Annotated in this window: 20 protein-coding genes; 10 read left to right on the top strand and 10 right to left on the bottom strand. The window is 70.6% G+C overall.

The genetic code is table 11. The features are described from left to right. Positions 1 to 160 precede the first annotated feature (160 nt). On the top strand, positions 161 to 2,398 hold the full coding sequence (locus tag KDK95_RS05235) for an MMPL family transporter (protein ID WP_212516858.1): 2,238 nt from the start codon (positions 161 to 163) through the stop codon (positions 2,396 to 2,398). A 99-nt stretch (positions 2,399 to 2,497) separates the two neighbouring features. Then, entirely contained in the window at positions 2,498 to 3,172 is a 675-nt protein-coding gene (locus tag KDK95_RS05230) for a response regulator transcription factor (protein WP_212516857.1), read from the top strand. Positions 3,173 to 3,231: 59 nt separating this feature from the next. On the opposite strand, the gene KDK95_RS05225 is transcribed toward KDK95_RS05230, so the two are convergent. Together KDK95_RS05225 and KDK95_RS05220 are read right to left on the bottom strand one after the other, a co-directional pair. Further along, positions 3,232 to 3,537 (bottom strand): hypothetical protein, encoded by a 306-nt coding sequence (locus KDK95_RS05225; RefSeq protein ID WP_212516856.1) that lies wholly within the window; start codon positions 3,535 to 3,537, stop codon positions 3,232 to 3,234. Between the two features lie 72 nt (positions 3,538 to 3,609). Then, positions 3,610 to 4,575 (bottom strand): SGNH/GDSL hydrolase family protein, encoded by a 966-nt coding sequence (locus KDK95_RS05220; RefSeq protein WP_212516855.1) that lies wholly within the window; start codon positions 4,573 to 4,575, stop codon positions 3,610 to 3,612. A gap of 395 nt (positions 4,576 to 4,970) precedes the next feature. Here KDK95_RS05220 and KDK95_RS05215 point away from each other — a divergent pair, with 395 nt between their 5' ends. The 6 genes from KDK95_RS05215 (at position 4,971) to mftR (ending at position 10,101) form a co-directional block, all read left to right on the top strand. Next, positions 4,971 to 5,720, top strand: a complete 750-nt coding sequence (locus tag KDK95_RS05215) for a response regulator transcription factor (protein WP_212516854.1) — start codon at positions 4,971 to 4,973, stop codon at positions 5,718 to 5,720. A 128-nt stretch (positions 5,721 to 5,848) separates the two neighbouring features. Beyond that, positions 5,849 to 7,069 (top strand): cytochrome P450, encoded by a 1,221-nt coding sequence (locus KDK95_RS05210; protein ID WP_212516853.1) that lies wholly within the window; start codon positions 5,849 to 5,851, stop codon positions 7,067 to 7,069. A gap of 43 nt (positions 7,070 to 7,112) precedes the next feature. Then, positions 7,113 to 7,310, top strand: coding sequence for a ferredoxin (locus KDK95_RS05205; RefSeq protein WP_212516852.1), 198 nt, complete (start codon positions 7,113 to 7,115; stop codon positions 7,308 to 7,310). An 8-nt stretch (positions 7,311 to 7,318) separates the two neighbouring features. Continuing rightward, positions 7,319 to 8,479 carry an NAD(P)/FAD-dependent oxidoreductase gene (locus KDK95_RS05200; RefSeq protein WP_249160372.1) on the top strand — a complete coding sequence of 387 codons (1,161 nt, stop codon included), beginning with the start codon at positions 7,319 to 7,321 and terminating at the stop codon, positions 8,477 to 8,479. A gap of 42 nt (positions 8,480 to 8,521) precedes the next feature. Next, entirely contained in the window at positions 8,522 to 9,388 is an 867-nt protein-coding gene (locus KDK95_RS05195; RefSeq protein ID WP_212516850.1) for an SDR family oxidoreductase, read from the top strand. Between the two features lie 104 nt (positions 9,389 to 9,492). Further along, a complete protein-coding gene (gene mftR, locus KDK95_RS05190; RefSeq protein ID WP_212516849.1) occupies positions 9,493 to 10,101 on the top strand; it encodes a mycofactocin system transcriptional regulator MftR in 609 nt (202 codons plus the stop codon). Here mftR and mftF read toward each other — a convergent pair. Genes mftF through mftA form a run of 6 tightly spaced genes read right to left on the bottom strand, consistent with a single transcriptional unit; the run spans position 10,017 to position 15,169 of the window. After that, complete coding sequence (gene mftF / locus KDK95_RS05185) at positions 10,017 to 11,486, bottom strand: mycofactocin biosynthesis glycosyltransferase MftF (protein ID WP_212516848.1); 1,470 nt, start codon at positions 11,484 to 11,486, stop codon at positions 10,017 to 10,019. The genes mftR and mftF overlap by 85 nt on opposite strands. Then, positions 11,483 to 12,166, bottom strand: a complete 684-nt coding sequence (mftE, locus tag KDK95_RS05180; RefSeq protein WP_212516847.1) for a mycofactocin biosynthesis peptidyl-dipeptidase MftE — start codon at positions 12,164 to 12,166, stop codon at positions 11,483 to 11,485. Before mftE ends, mftF begins: the two co-directional genes overlap by 4 nt. A 5-nt stretch (positions 12,167 to 12,171) precedes the next feature. Then, the gene (gene mftD, locus KDK95_RS05175) at positions 12,172 to 13,377 is read right to left on the bottom strand and encodes a pre-mycofactocin synthase MftD (protein ID WP_212516846.1); all 1,206 of its coding nucleotides are present in this window, start codon (positions 13,375 to 13,377) and stop codon (positions 12,172 to 12,174) included. 45 nt (positions 13,378 to 13,422) lie between these two features. Beyond that, positions 13,423 to 14,637 (bottom strand): mycofactocin radical SAM maturase, encoded by a 1,215-nt coding sequence (gene mftC / locus KDK95_RS05170; RefSeq protein WP_212516845.1) that lies wholly within the window; start codon positions 14,635 to 14,637, stop codon positions 13,423 to 13,425. Then, positions 14,634 to 14,960, bottom strand: a complete 327-nt coding sequence (mftB, locus tag KDK95_RS05165) for a mycofactocin biosynthesis chaperone MftB (RefSeq protein ID WP_212516844.1) — start codon at positions 14,958 to 14,960, stop codon at positions 14,634 to 14,636. Before mftB ends, mftC begins: the two co-directional genes overlap by 4 nt. Positions 14,961 to 14,986: 26 nt before the next feature. Beyond that, positions 14,987 to 15,169 carry a mycofactocin precursor MftA gene (mftA, locus tag KDK95_RS05160; RefSeq protein WP_212516843.1) on the bottom strand — a complete coding sequence of 61 codons (183 nt, stop codon included), beginning with the start codon at positions 15,167 to 15,169 and terminating at the stop codon, positions 14,987 to 14,989. A 78-nt stretch (positions 15,170 to 15,247) separates the two neighbouring features. On the opposite strand from mftA, the gene mftG reads away from it, so the two are divergent. Beyond that, the gene (mftG, locus tag KDK95_RS05155) at positions 15,248 to 16,756 is read left to right on the top strand and encodes a mycofactocin dehydrogenase MftG (protein ID WP_212516842.1); all 1,509 of its coding nucleotides are present in this window, start codon (positions 15,248 to 15,250) and stop codon (positions 16,754 to 16,756) included. Here mftG and KDK95_RS05150 read toward each other — a convergent pair. Continuing rightward, on the bottom strand, positions 16,746 to 17,963 hold the full coding sequence (locus KDK95_RS05150) for a cytochrome P450 (RefSeq protein WP_212516841.1): 1,218 nt from the start codon (positions 17,961 to 17,963) through the stop codon (positions 16,746 to 16,748). The two genes, mftG and KDK95_RS05150, sit on opposite strands and share 11 nt — an antisense overlap. Positions 17,964 to 18,064: 101 nt before the next feature. On the opposite strand from KDK95_RS05150, the gene KDK95_RS05145 reads away from it, so the two are divergent. Beyond that, the gene (locus KDK95_RS05145; protein ID WP_212516840.1) at positions 18,065 to 18,652 is read left to right on the top strand and encodes a TetR/AcrR family transcriptional regulator; all 588 of its coding nucleotides are present in this window, start codon (positions 18,065 to 18,067) and stop codon (positions 18,650 to 18,652) included. On the opposite strand, the gene KDK95_RS05140 is transcribed toward KDK95_RS05145, so the two are convergent. Continuing rightward, positions 18,649 to 19,362 (bottom strand): GntR family transcriptional regulator, encoded by a 714-nt coding sequence (locus tag KDK95_RS05140; protein WP_212516839.1) that lies wholly within the window; start codon positions 19,360 to 19,362, stop codon positions 18,649 to 18,651. The genes KDK95_RS05145 and KDK95_RS05140 overlap by 4 nt on opposite strands. Positions 19,363 to 19,366 lie beyond the last annotated feature (4 nt).

Below are 19,366 nucleotides of genomic sequence, written 5' to 3'. Positions count from 1 at the left end.
CTTGCATTATCAGGTATCTGATACATCCGTCCGCAGCAGCGGCGGGTTTCGTGTACTGCAAGCTCAGTACTCCGGATTGTCTGCGCTCGCACGACGACGCCGACCTGCTCTGAGAGAACACTGAGAACCATCCCCTGAATCTTCTGAACGGAGACTTCCCATGGCTGCCCTCCTGGCCTTCATCGGCCGCGCGGCGTTCCGGCGCCGCTGGTACGTCGTCGCGATGTGGCTCGGCGTACTGGTTGCCGTCGGCCTCGCGGCGGCCAAAGCACCGGCGGCGCCGAGCGATTCCTTCACGATGCCCGGCACCGAGTCTCAGCAGGCTGCCACGGTCGTCGGCGAGCACTTCCCGGGCGGCGGCTCGGGCGGGGCGAGCGCCCAGCTCGTGTTCGTGGACCGGGCCGGCGGGCAGGTCGCGGCCGGGGCCGACAGGGCCGCGATCGAGAAGGCGGTCGCCGCCGCGGCCGCCGGGCCGCAGGTAGCGAGCGTGGCGGACCCCTTCGCGACCGCCGCGGTGAGCAAGAGCGGCTCGACCGCGTACGCGACGGTCACCTACAAGGTCGCCGCGACCGACCTGACCGACGCCGCGAAGACCGCGCTGCAGAACGCGGCGGCCGGCGCGCGTTCGGCGAACCTGACCGTGGAGATCGGCGGCAACGCCCTGACGCCCACACCCGCCGCCGGGGGCGCGACCGAGGGCATCGGCATCGCGGCGGCGTTTCTGGTGCTGCTGCTGACCTTCGGCTCGCTGGCCGCCGCGGGCGTGCCGCTGATCACGGCGATCGTCGGCGTCGGAGTGTCGATGACCTCGATCACCGCTCTCGGCCACGCGCTGGGACTGTCGGAGACGACCGGCACGCTCGCCACGATGCTCGGCCTGGCGGTCGGCATCGACTACGCGGTGTTCATCGTCTCGCGCTACCGGGAGGAGCGCGAGCAGGGCATCGAGGCGCGTGAGGCCGCCGGCCTCGCGGTGGGTACGGCCGGCAGCGCGGTGGTGTTCGCCGGGATGACGGTCGTGATCGGCCTTGCCGGGCTGTTCGTCGTCGGTGTGCCGATGCTCACGAAGATGGGCTTGGCCGCGGCCGGTGCGGTCGCGGTCGGCGTGCTCGTCGCGCTCACGCTCGTGCCGGCGATGCTCGGCCTGTTCCCGAACGCGGTGCTCTCCCGCTCGGCGCGCAAGGGCAAGACGCGCAAGACCGCGCGCCAGGGGCGTTGGGGCGCCGGCTGGGCCCGGTTCGTCATCCGGGGCCGCGTGCCGCTGCTGCTCCTCGGCGTGATCGGCCTCGGCATCATCGCGACCCCGATCGCCGCGCTGCACCTCGGCTCCCAGGACAACGGCTACCTGGCCACGTCCACCACGGAGCGCCGCGCCTACGACGACCTCGCGAAGGCATTCGGCCCCGGCTTCAACGGCCCGCTCACGGTCGTCGTCGACGCCGAGAGCGCGCAGAGTCCGAAGACCGCAGTCGCGGAGATCAGCAGCGGTATCGCCTCGACACCCGGCGTGGTCTCCGTGTCGGCGGCGCACTACGACGCGGCCGGGAACGTCGCCGTCTTCTCCGTGATCCCGTCCACCGGCCCGAGCGACCAGAAGACTGTGGACCTGGTCAACGCGATCCGGGGCGAGCGCGCCGACCTGCAGGCCGGCACCGGCGCGACGTACATGGTGACCGGCGCCACGGCCAGCGACATCGACTCGGCCACCAAGGTCAAGCACGCCCTGCTGCCGTACCTGGCGGTCGTCATCGGCCTGGCGATCGTGCTCCTGCTGATCGTGTTCCGCTCCGCGCTGATCCCGTTCAAGGCCGCTGCCGGATTCCTGCTCTCCGTGCTCGCCGCGATCGGCGCGGTGGTCGCGGTCTTCCAGTGGGGCTGGCTCGCGAGGTTCATCGGCGTGCACCAGACCGGCCCGATCATGACCTTGATGCCGATCTTCATGGTCGGAATCATCTTCGGACTCGCGATGGACTACGAGGTCTTCCTCGTCTCCCGGATGCGCGAGGCGCACACCCGCGGCGCCGACGCCCGCAGCGCGATCACCGAGGGCTTCCGCAGCAGCTCCCGCGTGGTCACGGCCGCCGCGCTGATCATGACCGCGGTGTTCTCCGGCTTCATCGGCGCCGACAACTCCCTGATCAAGATGATCGGCTTCGGCCTGGCGATCGCGGTCCTGTTCGACGCGTTCATCGTCCGGATGACGCTCGTCCCGGCGCTGCTCGCGATGCTCGGCGAGCGCGCCTGGCAGCTCCCGCGCCCGCTCGGGCGGATCCTGCCGCGGGTGGACATCGAGGGCCAGTCCCTCGACCGTCGTCGCGAACGGGCAATCCAGGCGGCCGAACTCCGCGCGGAGGTCGTCGGCGAGCGGCCGACGGTGCCGGCCGCGCCCATCGGCTGATCACCCGAACCGGCTGAACACCAGCGCATCTCGGCCCGCCGCCCACCCGGCGGGCCGAGATGCTGTCTCGAACCCGGCTCGCACAGGAAGATAGAACCCGTGACCATCCATGTTCTGCTCGCCGACGACCAGGCGCTGCTGCGCCAGACCTTCCGCATCGTGCTCGACTCCTGCCCCGACATCGAGGTGGTGGGCGAGGCCTCCGACGGACGGCAGGCCGTCGAGCTCGCCCGGACGCACCGTCCGGACCTCGTCGTCATGGACATCCGCATGCCCGGAACCGACGGACTCGAGGGAACCACGGAGATCTGCGCGGACCCCGAGCTGGCCGGCACGAAGGTGCTGATCCTGACCACGTTCGAGACCGACGAGTACGTCGCCCGCGCCCTGCGCGCCGGCGCCAGCGGATTCCTCGGCAAGGACGCGAGCACGGACGAGCTGATCGCCGCGATCCGCACCGTCGCAGCCGGCGAGTCGCTGCTCTCCCCGCAGGCCACCCGCCTGCTCATCGGCCGATTCCTGGCCGCCCCCGACGTGGGCACCCGCGCCACGGCGGCGAGCGCGCTGGACGTGCTGACCGCCCGGGAGCGCGAAGCCGTGGCGCTGGCCGCGCACGGACTGTCCAACGAGGAGATCGCCGAGAAGCTGTTCGTCAGCCCGCTCACCGCCCGCACCCACATCCACCGGGCGATGGCCAAGTTGAATGCGCGTGACCGGGCGCAGCTCGTGGTGATGGCCTACCAGGCGGGGCTCGTCACCATCAAGCCGGAGTGATGTGGAGGGCCGCCCCCGCAGGGACGGCCCTCCACGTCGCGGTCGTCAGGGTCTGGCAGTCAATCCTGAACGGCGGGGGCGCCGCGACCCGCGAGGACGGTCGGCTCATCCGGGTCGAACGTGATCACGACCACCTCGCCGTTGGCATAGGTGAGCACCGGCCGCCCCAGCACACCGCCCACCCTGCGAGCGACATTCTGGAACAACTCGATCTGTTCGAGGCTGTCGGCGGTGACCTCGAAGCGTCCCTCGGCTACAAGCGCCTGAGCGACGTACGGGACGAAATTCACCTCAGCCCGGGTCCTCTCGTCCGTGCTGAGAGGGGTGCGCTCGAACGCGGAGGGCGTGCCGGAGAGCTGAGTCATCTTTGATCCTCCAGATCGGCGTGGCGCTTAAGGATGCCACACCCGCATCGTGTGTCGAGGACTGCGCCGCTATCAGGACGTGGATTTGATCGCGGCGAGCACGGCGTCCGCCATGCCCTGTTCGCCTCTGGCGTTGGGGTGCAGTCGGGCGGCAGGGGACGCGGGAATCAGCGGCTCGATCCAGCGCGTGTCGGCGTCGGAGCAGGTGTCGTGCCCCTGCGACGGGCTGTAGGTGTCGACATACACGTCTCCCGCGGCGTGGGCCTGCGTCCTGAGCATGCTGTTGAGCCGCTTCTCCTCCTGATTCAGGAAAGCGACGTCGCCCGAGGTGATGCCGAGCGCGTGCACGCAGCTCGTGCCGCTCGACGGCAGCAGGGCCGGGTATCCGACCACGTACACGCGGGCGTGCGGCGCGCGCTGCCTCACCTGCTTGAGGGCGGTGGCCAGATTCGCAGCTGCGGTATCGATCTTCTCGTCGAGCTCATTGGTGCCGCCCGAGGTGTAATACGCCTCGCAGGGAGTCGAGTCGGCAGCCCACGATCCGATGAGCGAAGGGGCGATGTCCATTTCCACGCAACGCGTGAGCACACCCGCGAAGTCGACGTCGTTGCCGCCGATGCCGATGGTGACGATCGCGTCGTCGGCTGAGAGCGCGCCCAGTTGCGCCGAATTCACGCCGTTCTTGGTGGACTGCGCGCTCATCAGGTCAGAGATCGTCGCCCCGGTGCAGCTCACATCAGTGAACTGTGAACGCTCGAGCCCGAGCGCTTGAGCGAGATCGGAGGGATAGTTCTCGCTGGAGCGCTCGCAGCCAACCGGGTCCCCGGTCTGGTCGGGAATGTCGGGGCCCGCGGTGTAGGAGTCCCCGAGTGCCACGTAGCCGCCGTGCGCGACGGCTCCGGTCTGAGTCGACGCCGCGGCTGCTGAACCGCCGGTGCCGTTCTTGTCGCATCCGCTGAGCAGCAGAGCGCCGGCAAGTGCAGGGAGTGCGACCATCGCCGCCGCGCGAGAGCGGCTACGGGCATCGGCGTGCACCATGATGGTGGTCCTTCCGGAGGATGGGTCAGATTGCGGCGCCGGTCGCGGCCTCATGCATGCGCATTCGGGGCCGAGCCCTGGTCCTCCTCCAGCATCCCGGTCGACCGCCGCGCCGTCGTCGTGTGCGCGCAGTCAATTCCGCTACTGCTAGGGCAGTACGTCTGCGTAGTTGAGTGCTACATGTGCACCGCAAGACAATGCAAAGCGGCCTGGTCATCTTCATGCGGCACTGCTGCTTCCGATACTGCGTTCTCAGTACACGAGATTGTCTGCATACGCACGACGACGCGGCGGCTCCCGCGGGGGAGTCTGGAGAGAGTTCCTCCGGGACTTGAAGCGGAATCAACCGCAAACGGGCGGGCGCTTCACGACGGACGCTGGAAGCAGGCGAACGGATGAGTCTGACCATGCGGGAGTACCGCGGAGAACGAGCCGCGTCGCTGCGCGGCGGCGGGCAGCAGGTGCTGGTCGCGGTCGGGGACCCGGGTGAGTCCGAGCTGCTCGCGGCCACGTTGGACCTCGCCGGTTACCGAGTCCTCGTCGCCGAGTCCGGCGCCGAGCTGATGGCGCTGTTCGTCCGGCGTCGGCCTGATCTGGTGGTTCTCGATCTCGATCTGCCCGGCATCGCCGAGCTCGGACGCGGCCGGCGGATCGCTCCCGCCGAACGCCCGCCGGTCCTCTTCCTCGCCGCGAACGACTCGGCGCCCACCATGGTCCGCGAGCTCGCGGCCGGCGAGGCCGACTACGTCACCAGGCCGCTGCGCATCCGCGAGGTCCTGGCCAGGCTGCAGGCGCTGCTGAGCGCGCCGGGAAAGCAGGTCTTGCAGCGCTACGGCGATCTCGTGCTCGACGACGCGATCTGCCTGGCCCGTCGCGGGCAGAACGTGCTCGCCCTGACGCCCGCCGAGTACCGGCTGCTGCGCCATCTTCTGGTGAATGCCGGGCGCGTCCTGTCGAAGGAGCAGGTCAGCTTGCATGTGTGGGGAGAGGTGCGCGACGGCAACGCCGTCGAGCAGCTCGTCTCGCGGCTGCGACGCAAGGTCAACCAGTCCGGCCCCGCACTCATCCGCACCCGCCGCGGCTTCGGATACACCCTCGGCCGCTGCGCACCTCCCGTGCCGGATTCGCGCCGCAATCCCGCGTGAACTGCGTCACGTCAGGCTTCTGTCAGGTTTCTGATCGATCCGCGTCAGGTAGGTCTGATTGGCTTTGATCGTCGAGCTCTTCGACACTTCGAAGCCTCCCCGTCCCCACCACGATTCGAGGAGAAGTCATGGTCGACACCCAAACCCCCGAGGTTCCCGGCTACCCGTTCCAGCGCGACCTGCGCTGCCCGCTGGCTCCGTCGCCGACCGCGCGGGAGGTGCGCGAGCGTGCGCCGCTGAGCCGGGTGCGGCTGTGGAACGGCTCCACTCCGTGGCTGATCACCAGGCACGCCGACCAGCGCGCGCTGCTGACCGACGAACGGGTCTCCGACGACGACCGCTACCCCGGGTTCCCGTACGTCAACGAGCACCGGGCCGACATCGCCGGCAAGACGCCCCGGATGATCACCAACACCGACGCGCCCGAGCACACCCGGCTGCGCCGCACGGTCAACGCGCCGTTCGTGGTCAAGCGGATCGAGGCGATGCGACCGGCGATCCAGAAGATCGTGGACGGCCTGATCGACGAGATGCTCGCCGGCCCCAACCCGGCCGACCTGCTCACCGCCTTCGCGCTGGCCGTGCCCTCGCTGGTGATCGCCGATCTGCTCGGCGTCCCCTACGACGACCATGAGTTCTTCCAGGTCAACAGCAGCAAGGCCCTCGACGGCGCGCTCTCGGCCGCGGAGGCGGGAGCGGCCAGCCGCGCCCTCGGCGAGTACCTCGGGAAGCTGCTGCGGGTGAAGATGGACGAGCCCGACGGCGCCGTGCTCTCCGAGATGGGCGAGCGGGTCAAGAACGGCGAGATGACCTTCGAGGAAGCGTCGAACATGGGCGTCGCGATGCTCATCGCGGGCCACGAGACCACCGCCACGATGATCAGCCTCGGCACGCTCGCCCTGCTCCAGCACCCGGAGCAGCTCGCCGAACTGCGCGAGAGCGAGGACCCGAAGTTCATCGCGAACGCCGCCGAGGAGCTGCTGCGCTACCTCACGATCGTGCAGACCGGCGTGCGCCGCGTGGCCAAGGCAGACATCGAGTACAACGGCACGCTCATCCGCGAGGGCGAGGGCATGGTCTTCGAACTGCACGCGGCCAACTGGGACCCGGAGGCCTTCCCCGAGCCCGACCGCCTCGACCTGCACCGGTCCGCGCGCACCCACCAGGCCTTCGGCTACGGCCCGCACCAGTGCCTCGGCCAGAGCCTGGCCCGGCTCGAACTGCAGGTCGTCTACGGAACGCTCTACCGGCGCATCCCCACCCTGCGCCTGGCCGCCCCGATCGAGCAGCTCGCCTTCGACCACACCGGCACCACCTACGGCGTGCGCTGCCTGCCGGTCGCCTGGTAGTCCCCCCGCTTCTAGAAAACCCACCGCAATAAGGAGTCTGATCATGCGTGTTGAACTGGACGAGCCGAAGTGCGTCGCCTCCGGCCAGTGCGTGATGGCCGCCCCCGACGTCTTCGATCAGAACGAGGACGACGGCGTCGCGTTCCTGCTGACCGAGGAGGTCGCCGAGGACCAGCTCGATTCGGTGCGCGAGGCCGTGGCGATCTGTCCGGCCGCCGCCATCCGGCTGCTCGCCTCGTGAGCGAGACGTTGCGCCGGATCGTGATCGTCGGAGCCTCGGCGGCCGGACTCGCTGCCGCCGAGACGCTCCGCCGGGAGGGCTACGAACACCGGATCTCGCTGGTCGGCGCCGAAACGCTGCCGCCCTACGACCGGCCGCCGCTCTCGAAGCAGATCCTCGCCGGGGACTGGGAGGCCGACCGGCTCGCGCTGCGCTCGGAGGAGCACCTCGCGGACCTCGACCTCGATCTCCGGCTCGGCACGACGGCCACCGGACTCGACCTCGCCGCCCGCGAGGTCACGATCCAGGACGGCTCCCGGCTGGAGTACGACGCCCTGGTCATCGCGACCGGCGTCCGGCCCAGGCGACTGCCCGGCGAGGGCGCGCACGTCCTGCGCACCCTCGAAGACGCCATCGCCCTGCGCGAGCGGATCGACCCCGACACCCGCCTCGTGGTCGTCGGCGCTGGCTTCCTCGGCGCGGAGGCCGCAGCCGTGGCACGGGGCCTCGGCGCCGAGGTCACCGTCCTGGAACCCGCGGCGGTGCCGCTCGCACACGCGGTCGGCGCCGAGGTTGGAGCGGTTCTCGCGCAGGCCCACGCGGAGAACGGCGTCGATCTGCGCACAGGAGTGAGCGTCGAGGCCGTGGTTTCCGGCGGCGTGCAACTTGAAGGCGGTGAGCTGATCGCGGCCGACGAGGTGCTGGTCGCCATCGGCTCGCTTCCGAACACCGAGTGGCTCGATGACAGTGGTCTTGCGATCGACAACGGCGTGGTCTGCGACGAGTACTGCGTCGCGGCCCCCGGCGTCTACGCGGCAGGCGACGTGGCCCGCTGGCACAATCCCCTGTTCGACGCCTCGATGCGCATCGAGCACCGGACCAATGCCGCCGAGCAGGGAATGGCCGTGGCCAGGAACCTGCTCAACCCGGACGCGCCCAAGCCGTTCGCCCCGGTGCCGTACTTCTGGTCGGACCAGTACGCCATGAAGATCCAGGCCTACGGCTACCTGCGCGGCCACGAGGAGATCTCCATCGTCGAGGGCGACCTCGCCGAACGCCGTTTCCTCGCGGCCTACCGCACCGGCGATCGCGTGAGCGGAGCCCTGAGCGTCGGCATGCCCCCGAAGGCGATCAGGCGCTGGCGCCAGGCCGTGGCCGGTCGCGCGGCCTGGAACTCCGTCGCGTCGTGATCAGACCCCACAGCGGCTTCGACGAGCGAGGAGGCTCATTCGATGTCTGATTCAACCCCTGGTTCCCGTGGCGGCGCCCGTGACGTGGTCGTCGTCACCGGCGCCGGAGGCATGGGCGCCGCGGTCGCACGCCGACTCGGCAGCGGCCGCGCGCTGATCATCGCCGACGCGTCGCGGACCCACCTCGACAACCTCGTCGAGGCCCTGCGGGCGGAGGGGCACGTCGCGCACGGCGTGCACACCGACGTCTCCGACCGCGGCTCTGTCGAGAAGCTGGCCGCGGCTGCCTCGTCGGCAGGCGAGCGGATCACGGCGATCGTGCACACCGCCGGAGTCTCGGCGGCCACCGCCACGGCACGGCAGATCATAGACGTCGACCTCGTCGGCACCGCCCATATCATCGACGTGTTCGAGACGGTCGCGACGCGCGGCACCGCCCTGGTGTGCATCGCCAGCATGGCGGGCCATGCGGCGCAGCTCACCCGCGAGGACGAGGCCGCTCTGGCGACCGCCCCGACGCAGGACCTGTGCGAACTCGCCCCGGTCGTCGCGGTCGAGGACGACCCTATGTCGGCGTACCTGCTGGCCAAGCGCGCGAACCAGGTGCGGGTCCAGGCGGCGGCACTGGCCTGGAACCTGCGCGGGGCGAGGGTGAACACCGTCAGCCCCGGCGTGATCTCCACCCCGATGGCGAAGCAGGAGGCTGAATCGCACTCCGGCGGGAGCATGCTCGACATGCTCGACGCCTGCGGCATCGGCCGGACCGGCACACCCGCGGAGATCGCCGAGGCCGCGGCATTCCTCACCAGCCCCGCCGCGCTCTACATCACGGGCACCGACCTGCTCGTCGACGGCGGCCAGGCCGGCTGGCTGCGCTGGCACATGCCGGCCGAGGGCGTCGCGCACTAGTGGTGGCGGGGCCGGGCCCTCAGGACGTCGAGCCGCACCTCAGGGCCCGGTCGCGCGCTCCCGCCGTGTAGGGTCGTGGTGAGATCACGGCGAAGGGAGTCCCGGTGGAGCGGCCCGCGGCCGAAGCGCTAGACGAGAGGCCGGCCAAGACCGGCCGCCCGCGCGCCACCTCACGCGCCGAACTCGAGCGCGTCGCGTTCGAACTGTTCGACCGGCGCGGCTTCGACGAGGTCACGGTCGAGGACATCACCACGGCCGCCGGAGTCGGCCGCCGGACCTTCTTCCGCTACTACGCCTCCAAGAACGCCCTGGTCTGGGGCGACTTCGACGGCCAGCTGGAATACCTGCGCGAACTGCTGGCCACGGTACCCGAATCGCTCTCGACGATGGAGGCGCTGCGCGAGGTCATCGTCAAGTTCAACCACTACGACCCGCACACGGTCCCGTGGCACCGCCGCCGCATGGCGCTCATCCTGAGCGTTCCCACGCTGCAGGCCGACTCCACCCTGCGGTACAACGCCTGGCGGGAGATCGTCACCGAGTTCGTCGCGCAGCGGGCCGGTCTGCCGGTCACCGCCCTGGAACCCGTGCTGATCGGCAATGTGGTGCTGGCGACCTCCGTCGCGGCCTACGAACTCTGGCTGCAGGATGAAGACGCGGACTTGACGGAACTGCTGGAAGAGGCCTTCCGCCGACTCGTCGAGGGGCTCTGAATCCGCGGGCGCAAGACCGCGAAGGACCGGCCGCGCATCGCGGACCACCACACGCCCGCCCCGTACGCGAGGTCGTCCAGCCGACGCGCCGCCGCGTACCGAAGGGGGTCCAGATCCACGCCGCTGCGGGGATACTCGAGGACGACGTCGGCCACCGCCGCCACCATGGCCGCGCGCCGTGCCCTGCGCGAGAACACGCAGGCCACCGCCGTGGCGGGCCACCAGTGTCGGGTGATCAGGGCTCCGCTCTGAGCGAGCGCCGTGACAGCTCCCTCGCCGGCGAGCCGCGTCCCGGTCCGCAACGGCTGATCGATCTCGCCGAGCCGCTTCGCGATGCGCACGCTCGCCACGCCGGACACCGCGGCCGCGACCGGCACGGACCAGCGCCGCTGAGCGAGCAGGGCCAGTACCACCGCGGCGGTCCACGGCGCGAACACCGCGGGCGCGACGGAGCGAGGGTGCCGCTCGGCCAGCGGCTGGGCTCCGGTGCCGTACTCGGCCTTCCGGCGGAACCAGTCCGCGAACCGCGTCCGGTGCTCGTGCGCGGCCTCGACGGCCGGCTCGTAACGCAGCCGCCAACCGTGTGCGATCGCGCGCCAGCCCAGGTCGACGTCCTCGCCTACGCGCATCCGCGCGTCGAAGCCGCCGTCGAGCGCTTCGACGCGCGCGAGCATGCAGGCCGTGGAGGCCCAGGAAACGAACGAGCCCGGACGCACCAGCGCCGGGTTCGCGCCGAGGTCGAGTGAGGAGCGGGCCTTCTCGTACCGGCCGATCCAGTACGAGGAGCACGGAGCCTCGAGGCCGGTGATGCGGGGAACGGCCAGGCCGACCTTGGGATCCGAGAAGTGCCGCAGCAGCGTGGGCACGGTGTCCTCGTCCAGGACGATGTCCGAGTCCACGAGCATGACGAACGGAGTGCGCACCAATGCCAGCCCCGCGTTGCGGGCACCGGCGGGCCCGAGATTCCGCGGCAGGGCCACCAGTCGCGCTCCGTGCCGGGCCGCGACCTCGGCGACGGGGCCGGGATTCACCGAGGCGTCGTCGACCACGATCACAGCGCTGCCCGGAGCAATGCTGCCGAGCAGCCGGCCGAGCTGCGCCGGACGGTCCCGGACCGGGATCACGTACGTCAGTTCGCGGTCTTCGGGCAGCGGGAGTGCGCGCGCAACCGGATGCGCGAGGCCCAGTTCGAGCAGTCGATCGGCGAGCACGGCGCCGGCCTGGTCGCGCACCTCGAGGGTCCGGCCGTCCAGCAGGCCGCGCGCTCGGGGGGTCAATCGCAGCAGCCGCATGGCCGGCGCCCCGCCGAGCAGGGCTTTCCCGCCGTTCAGCACCTTGGTGTTCCGGTCGAGGACGATGCGGAATCCGACGGGAAGCGATGTCATGGCGTTTCCAGAGCGTTGATGCGGTCGACCGTCGTGGCGACCAGGGTTTCCAGAAGACGGCGGCCTTCCTCCGCGCTGGCACCGGTCGGATCGCCGAGCACGCCGTTGGGGGCGACGGAGCGCACGCCGCTCGTCTCCAGTTGCGGCATCAGCTCGGCGAGGGGACGGGTGTTGCCGGGCGCGGCGCTGTCCATGGAGACGTTGTGCGGTGAGAGATGCAGCATGACGGAGGTCTCGGTCCGTCCCGCGTGGGCGTCACTGCCCGGGAAGTCGCACCCGGTCCAGGCGACGCTGTGCCCCTCCGCGCGCAGTTGCGCGACCGCATCGATCAGGGTTCTGATGTTGCCGCCGTGTCCGTTGACGAATACTGTTCGCCGCGCCCAGAGCCCGAGTGAGCGCACCAGCTCGATCAGGACCAGCCGCAGGGCGTCGTGGCCGATCGATACGGTCCCGGGGAAGCCGGCGTGTTCCCCGCTGTTGCCGAAGGCGAGCAGCGGGGCCACGAACACCTCCCCGGGCAGCCGGTTCGCGCTGCGCCGCGCGACGGCGTCCGCGATCGCGCCGTCGGTGAACAGCGGCAGGTGCGGGCCGTGCTGCTCGGTGGACCCCACCGGGACCAGGACGGTCGCGCCGGTCGGCGGGATCTCGGGCCAGCTGCGCCGGGACAGGTCGACGCTCATGGTCTTCAGACGCTGAGCGCGCGCGGAGATTCGGCGCGGGCGCCGAGCGTGCGGGTGAAGCCGTCGGGTATCGACAGGTCGTCCGGTCCGAGTTCGCCGACCGTGGCGTGGCCGGTGCCGAGGACCGCCGAGTCGAGCCCGCCGCGCATGATGTCCAGGACGTTCTCGACGCCCGCCTGGCCGTTGGCGGCCAGACCCCACAGGTAGGCGCGGCCGATCAGCACCGCGCGCGCTCCCAGGGCCAGGGCCTTGGCCACGTCGCTGCCGCGGCGCACCCCGCCGTCCAGCACCACTTCGATCTGGTCGCCGACGGCTTCGGCGATCGAGGGCAGGATGCGGATCGTGGCCGGGGTGGTGTCGAGGTTGTTGCCGCCGTGGTTCGACACGGAGATCGCGGACACCCCGGCGTCCACGGCCCGCCTGGCGTCGTCGATGCGGCTCACTCCCTTGAGCAGGAAAGGCCCGCCCCACTCGTCGACCAGCCAGCTGACGTCCTGCCAGGTGGGCGGCGCGGTCTGCATCCACTCGCCGTAGGCGCCGAAGAAGGTCGGCGCCGCCTGGCCAGGGGCCTTCAGGTTCGGGGTGGTCAGGTCGGGGAAGCGGCCGGTGCGGGCGAACATCCACAGCCACCTGGGGTGGGTGATCGCCTCCGGGGCCATCCGGACCATGGTCTTCAGGTCCACCTTGTCCGGGATCACCGGGCTGCCCCAGTCCCGGCCGTGCGAGAACGACCAGTCCAGCGTCAGGATCAGTGCCTTGCAACCGGCCGCCCTGGCCCGCTCGAGACGCTGCAGGATCGTGTCCCGGCCGCCGGACCAGTACAGCTGGAACGCGGTGTTCGGGTTGGCCGCGACGACGTCTTCGACGGGCTTGCTCGCGAAGGAACTCAATCCCATGATGATGCCCCGGTTGGCGGCCGCTCGGGCCACGGCGACCTCGCCGTCCGGGTGCACGGCCTGCACGCCGGTCGGCGAGATGACGACGGGGAACGCCGAGGGCATGCCCAGCACCGTCGTGCTCAGGTCGCGCTGCGCCTGGTGGCCCACGACGTGCGGGGCGAAGCCGAGTTCGGCGAAGGCGTCCATGTTCTCATCGATGGTGCGGCCGCGCTCGGAGCCTGCGACCAAGGCGCCGTAGACCGAAGCGGGCAGGCGCTTCTTCGCTCGGCGCTGCGCCTCGGCGACCGTCTCGAACCAGGCGTTCTTACTCATGGCGGTGTTCTTTCATGCTCGGCACTGCGGCGTGGCAGTGCGATGTCAGGAGGCCTGGAATCCGGCCAGCGGGGACTCGTCGCACGCACTGACCGGAGGACGCTGAAGGTCCTCGCGGCGGGTCAGCGTGACCGGGACGGCGCGGGCGCGGCGTTCCCGGGAGTGCGAGTGGTCTCCGGACGGCTTGGGCACCGAGCGCTGGGCTGCGAGCAGCGGCTCGGCGTGCCCTTGGACGCATTCGGGGTCGGGGCCGTCGAGCGGCAGACCGGTGAAGAACTTGGCGGCCATGCAGCCGCCCTTGCAGCTGTCGTAGAAGGAGCAGGCCGTGCAGGCACCGCCCTGCTGGGGCTCGCGCAGCCGCCCGAACAGCTCCGAGTCGCGCCAGACCCCGGCGAACCCGCCGGCGGAGCGGACGCTGCCGGCCAGGAACTCGTCGTGGATCGCGAACGGGCAGGCGTAGACGTCGCCGACCGGGTCGATCAGGCACACCACCCGGCCCGCGCCGCACAGGTTGAGTCCCGGCAGCGGCGCGCCGAACGCGGACAGGTGGAAGAAGGAGTCGCCGGTCAGCACCTGGTCGCCGTGCGCGGTCAGCCAGGTGTAGAGCTCGCGCTGCTGCTCGGGCAGCGGGTGCAGGTCGTCCCAGACGTCCGCGCCGCGGCCGGAGGGACGGAGCCTGGTCAGCCGTAGCTGAGCGCCGTACCGGTCCGCGAGGGCCTTGAACGCGTCGAGCTGCGGGATGTTGTGCCGAGTGCAAACCACGGAGAGTTTGAAATTCTTCATCCCGGCCTCGGCCAGGTGTGCCGCGGCACGCAGCGCCGTGTCATAGGAGCCCTCGCCGCGCACCGCGTCGTTGACGTCCGCGGTCGCGCCGTCGAGGGAGAGCTGTACGTCCACGTAGTCGTTGGCGGCCAGGCGTCGCGCCACGTCCGGGGTGATCCGGATGCCGTTGGTGGAGAACTTCACGCCGACGTGGTGCTCGGTGGCGTAGTCGAGCAGTTCGAAGAAGTCGGGGCGCACAGTAGGCTCCCCGCCGCCGATGTTGACGTAGAAGACCTGCATCGCCTCCAGTTCGTCGATGACGGCCTTGGCTTCGGCGGTGGACAGCTCGCGCGGGTCGCGGCGACCCGAGCTGGACAGGCAGTGCGTGCAGGTCAGATTGCAGGCGTAGGTCAGCTCCCAGGTCAGGCAGATCGGGGAGTTGAGGCCCAGTTCGAACAGGTCCACGAGGCGTGCGGGGGACTGCGTGGTCGCGGTCACGGATTCACCATCCTGTCCGTGGGGTCGGCCTCTTCGACGAGCATCGAAGAGCGGGCCAGCGTCTTCAGGGCCCTTGCGTAGCGGGGAAGCTCGTCGCCTCGCAGACCGGCGGCGGTGCACGCGGCGCGGGCGGTGGGGGCCGAGCTCAGGGCGCTGACCACGTCCAGCAGCCGCCGGTCCTTCAGGAAGGACAGCTGGCGGGTGCCGAAGTGGTAGAGCAGCGCGCCGAACGGCTCGGGGCGGACCGAGACCTGCGGATGCAGCGCCCAGGCCCGGTCCAGGTCCAGGACGGCCGGCTCGTCGGCCGACCGTCCCGGCTGCATGGAGTCCATGGCGGTGGAGCCGGTCTCTAGTAGACGCCGCACATGCCGTCGATCGAGACCTCTTCGACGAGTTCGTCGGCCTCGATGACGTCCGCGGTGCGGATCCGGCTGTTCTCGGTGGCGGATTCGGCCGCGGACTCCCGCCCGGCGGGAGTGCGGACCGATAGGGGCTGCTGGGGGTTCGCCGGAGGCGACATTGCTTTCGACATGCCCCGATAGTATTGGCATCTAGTGCCAAAAGGCTAGACTCGGCGGCGAGGTTTTTTCCGCGGATTGGTAGGGGCCTGGTGTCAAGACAGCGAGGTGCGCTCGGGCGGCCGGATGTCGTCGTGGTCGGCGCGGGCGGATCCGGGGCCGTGCTCGCCGCCCGGCTGAGCGAGGACGCCGATCGCGACGTGCTGCTGCTGGAGGCCGGTCCGGCCCCGCGCGACGCGGCCGGCTTCGGCGCGGATCTGCTCGACTCCCGGCTCGTGCCCGGAGCCCGGCCGGATCAGCCGGCGGTGACGAGTTGGCCGGTGCGGCTCACTCCCGAGCGGCCCTGGGCCGTTCCTCGCGGCCGGGTGCTCGGCGGCTCGACGACGGTCAACGGCGGCTACTTCGTCCGGGCCCGCCGCGAGGACTTCGAACGGTGGGCCGCTGCCGGCAATCCGGCGTGGGCGTACGACCGCGTCCTGCCGTTCCTGCGGAACTTGGAGAACGATCTGGACTACGGCGCGAGCGAGGTCCACGGAGACAAGGGCCCTGTCTGCGTCCGCCGAGCCGGCCTCGACCACCCGGCGGCAGCCGCCTTCGCCGAGGCGGCCCACCGCCTCGGCTACCCCGAGGAGCCCGACAAGAACGGCCAGGCGCGGCCCGGCTTCGGTCCCGTGCCGTCCAACGCCGTCGACGGGATACGCAGAAACACGGCGCTGAACTACCTCGACGCGGAAGTCCGAGCCCGTCCGAATCTCAGGGTGCTGGGCCACTGCACGGTCCGGCGCGTGCTGTTCTCCGGCGATCGTGCGACCGGCCTCCTCGTCGAACACGGCGGCGGACTCCGCGCTCTCGACGCGGGCACCGTCGTCATCAGTGCGGGCGCACTGGGTTCGGCCCACCTGCTGCTGCTCTCCGGCATCGGGCCGCGCGCCGACCTGGAACGCCTGGGCATCCCGGTCGTCCGCGACGCCGCCGCCCTCGGCACGCGATTCAGCGATCACCCGCAGACCGCCCTCGAGTGGGAGGCCCGGGAAGACTGGGGCGCGCCAAGGGAATCCTGGCTCGGCGCCTGCCTGCATTCCGCGGAGTGGGAGATCCTGCAGTCCCTGATCCCGATGTCCGGCCTCAGGGCGGGAGCGACAGCGGTGCCCGGTTCCCCGCTGCCCTTCCTCGTCTCAGCCCTCGCACCCAGGCCGACGGGCCGGCTGAGGCTGCGCTCCGCCGATCCCCTCGTCCCGTCGGCCGTCGACTTCGGCTACCTCGGAACCGCCGAGGACCGCAGACTGCTGCGGAACGCGGTGCGCGCGACCGCAGCGCTCTGCGAACCGCGCGATCCGGCACCCGCGATCCTTGAGGACGACGCCGCGCTGGACTGGTGGATCCGCGAGCATCTGGGAACAGCACAGCACACCTGCGGCACCGTGCCGATGGGGCCCGAGGGAACCGATGCCGTGGTGGATCAGTACGGTCGCGTCCACGGTGTCGGAGGCCTGCGCGTGGCCGACACCTCGATCCTGCCGGACGCGCCGACGCGGGGCCCTGCGGCGACGGCAGTGCTGATCGGCGAGGTCGTCTCCGACAGCATCCGGTTCACCAGGTGACCGGAAGCTCGTCGACGCCCTGGGTCGTGGTTCCGGGCCGCAGGCTGAGCTGATCGACCGGGACCGCGAGCCGAAGGGTGGGCAGGCGGTCGAGCAGCGCCGTGAAGACGACCTCGAGTTCGACGCGGGCGAGGTTCTGGCCGACGCACTGATGCACGCCGTACCCGAAGGACAGGTGCCCTCGCGCGTTGCGCTGGATGTCGAAGGTGTCGGGATCCGCGAAGACCGCGCCGTCGCGGTTGGCGATTGAGCCGGCGACGATGACGCTCTCGCCCGCGCGGACGAGTTCCCCGTCGATCTCGATGTCCGCCGTGGCCACGCGACCGGTCGCGACGTCGGCGATCGCGAGGTAGCGCAGCAGTTCCTCCACCGCGCCGGGCACGAGCGACCGGTCGGACCGCAGGCGGGCCAGCTGTTCGGGATGCTCCAGCAGGGTTATGACGCCGAGCGAGGTCATCGACGCCGTCGTCTCGTGTCCGGCCACCAGGAGAAGGAGCGCGGTCAGCACCACCTCCTCCCGGTCGATCATCCCCTTCTCCAGTTGCTCGCCGATGATGGTGCCCAGCAGGCCGGAGCGCTGGCCGCCCTCCATCTGGCGGACCAGGCCGTCCAGATAGCGCTCCAGGTCGTCCCCGGCCGCTCTCGCCTGCTCCGCGCTCGCCGCCCGGACCAGCCGGCTGCTGGCGTCCTGGAAGAAGTCGTGGTCGGCATAGGGCACGCCGAGAAGTCGGCAGATCACCATGGACGGCACCGGCAACGACAGCCGGGTGACGAGGTCGGCCGGCGGCCCGGCGGCGATCATCGTGTCGAGCAGGCCGTGCACGATCTGCTCGATCTCGGTCCGCATGGCGTCGACGCGCCGCACGGTGAACCCGCCGGTGGTCATGCGCCGCAGCGGCCCGTGCTCGGGCGGGTCCATCCCGACGAAGGGCGGCCGCCGGTCGCGGGTCGCTTCCGCCCGCGGGGACAAGCGGGGGAAGCCCTCCGTCCTCCGGTCGGACGAGAGCCGGGGATCCGCCAGCAGCCGGCGCGCCGTCTCGTGTCCGGTCACGACCCACGCCGTCCGGTCGTTGTACAGGGTGACCCGGTGGATCGAGCCGGGCGCCCGGCGCAGGCGGTCGTAGGACTCGGGCAGTGCGTACGGGCACGTGCGATCGGCGGGGTAGGAGGGGGCGTGCGCCGGTGGTGCGGCGACGGTCTCGTTCATGGGTCTCGCATCCTGGGAGATAGTGAACGGTGCGTTCACTATCTGGAGGCTAAGCTGATCGCGCGAGAGGCACAAGGAGCGCTGGAAGATTGGCCGAAATCATGCGTGGTGGCTCCCGTCGCCGGGGCCGGGAGTTGGAGAAGGCCATCCTCGCGGCGACGCTCGAGGAACTCGCCGAGGTCGGATACGCCCGGCTGACCATGGAGCGGGTGGCTCTTCGGGCGCACACCGGCAAGGCCGCGCTCTATCGCCGTTGGCCCGGACGCGCCGAACTCGTGGTCGATGCCTGCACGGCGGGCGAGATCGACGACGAGGAACCGCCGGACACCGGGTCTCTGCGCACGGATGTGCTCACCGTCATGCGTCAGAACGCAGACCACCTGACCGGCCACCGCGGAGATGTGCTGCGCGGACTGATCGCCGACCTGATGAACGACCCTGAGTTCGCCCGTCTGGTCCGCGAACGCGTTCGCACCGCCGGTCCGGGAGCCATCAGGCTCGTACTGCAGCGGGCCGTCGATCGCGGCGAGCTCGGCCCATGGCTCCTGGACTCGCGGCGCGTCACCGTCGCCACCGATCTGCTGCGCAACCACTACCTTCTCTACGGCGCCCCGATCCCGGACGATGTCATCACCGGGATCGTCGACGACGTCTATCTGCCGCTGCTGCTCGCTCCGCCCGCTGCCTAGACTCCCTGGTGCGCGAATGCGCCGGCGAGGCGCGTCGACCAATCCGGGTCCGCCGACTCGCCTCTGCTCTGGGCGAGGCGATCCATCAGAACCGTTCCGGTCAGCACCAGATGCTCTCGCATCGCCTCGGCGGATCGCCTGGAGTCTCCTTGAGCGATCGCGCGAGCGATCGCTTCGTGTTCTTCGATGACCGTGCCGGGGTCGCGCACGCCGAAGCTCGAGGACGCTCCGGGGTCCCGCACGACTTCCCGCAGGCCCTCCAGCGTCGAGCTCAGCCGCCGGTTCCCGACTGCCGAGGCGATGTGCTCGTGGAAGGCGCGGTCGTGGAGGAGATAGCCGAGGATGTCGCCCTCGGCCAACGCCGTCGTCATGCCGGACGTCGCCGTCCGCAGCTTCTCCGGCAACTCGTCGCCGCCGCTCGCGGCCGCGTAGAAGGTGGCCGGGACCTCGAGAAGCAAGCGCAGCTCGAAGATGTCCCGGAGCCGCTCGACGGTCGGCCCGTGGACCCGGAAGCCGCGGTTGCGCTGCACGGTGACGAAGCCCGCTTCCGCGAGTTGGATCACCGCATCCCGTACAGGCGTACGGGACATCTCGAGCTGCTCGGCGAGCTGGTAGATGGAGTGCTGCGAGCCGTCCTCGAGCTCGCCGGAGACGATCGCGTCGCGAAGGAAGACATAGGCTCGCTCTTGGAGATTCTCGCGATCGCTCACCGCG

Origin of the sequence: Actinospica acidithermotolerans (genome assembly GCF_018139625.1) — a bacterium.
Taxonomy (GTDB): Bacteria; Actinomycetota; Actinomycetes; order Streptomycetales; family Catenulisporaceae; genus Actinospica; species Actinospica acidithermotolerans.
This window is presented reverse-complemented; position numbering and strand designations above follow the sequence as displayed.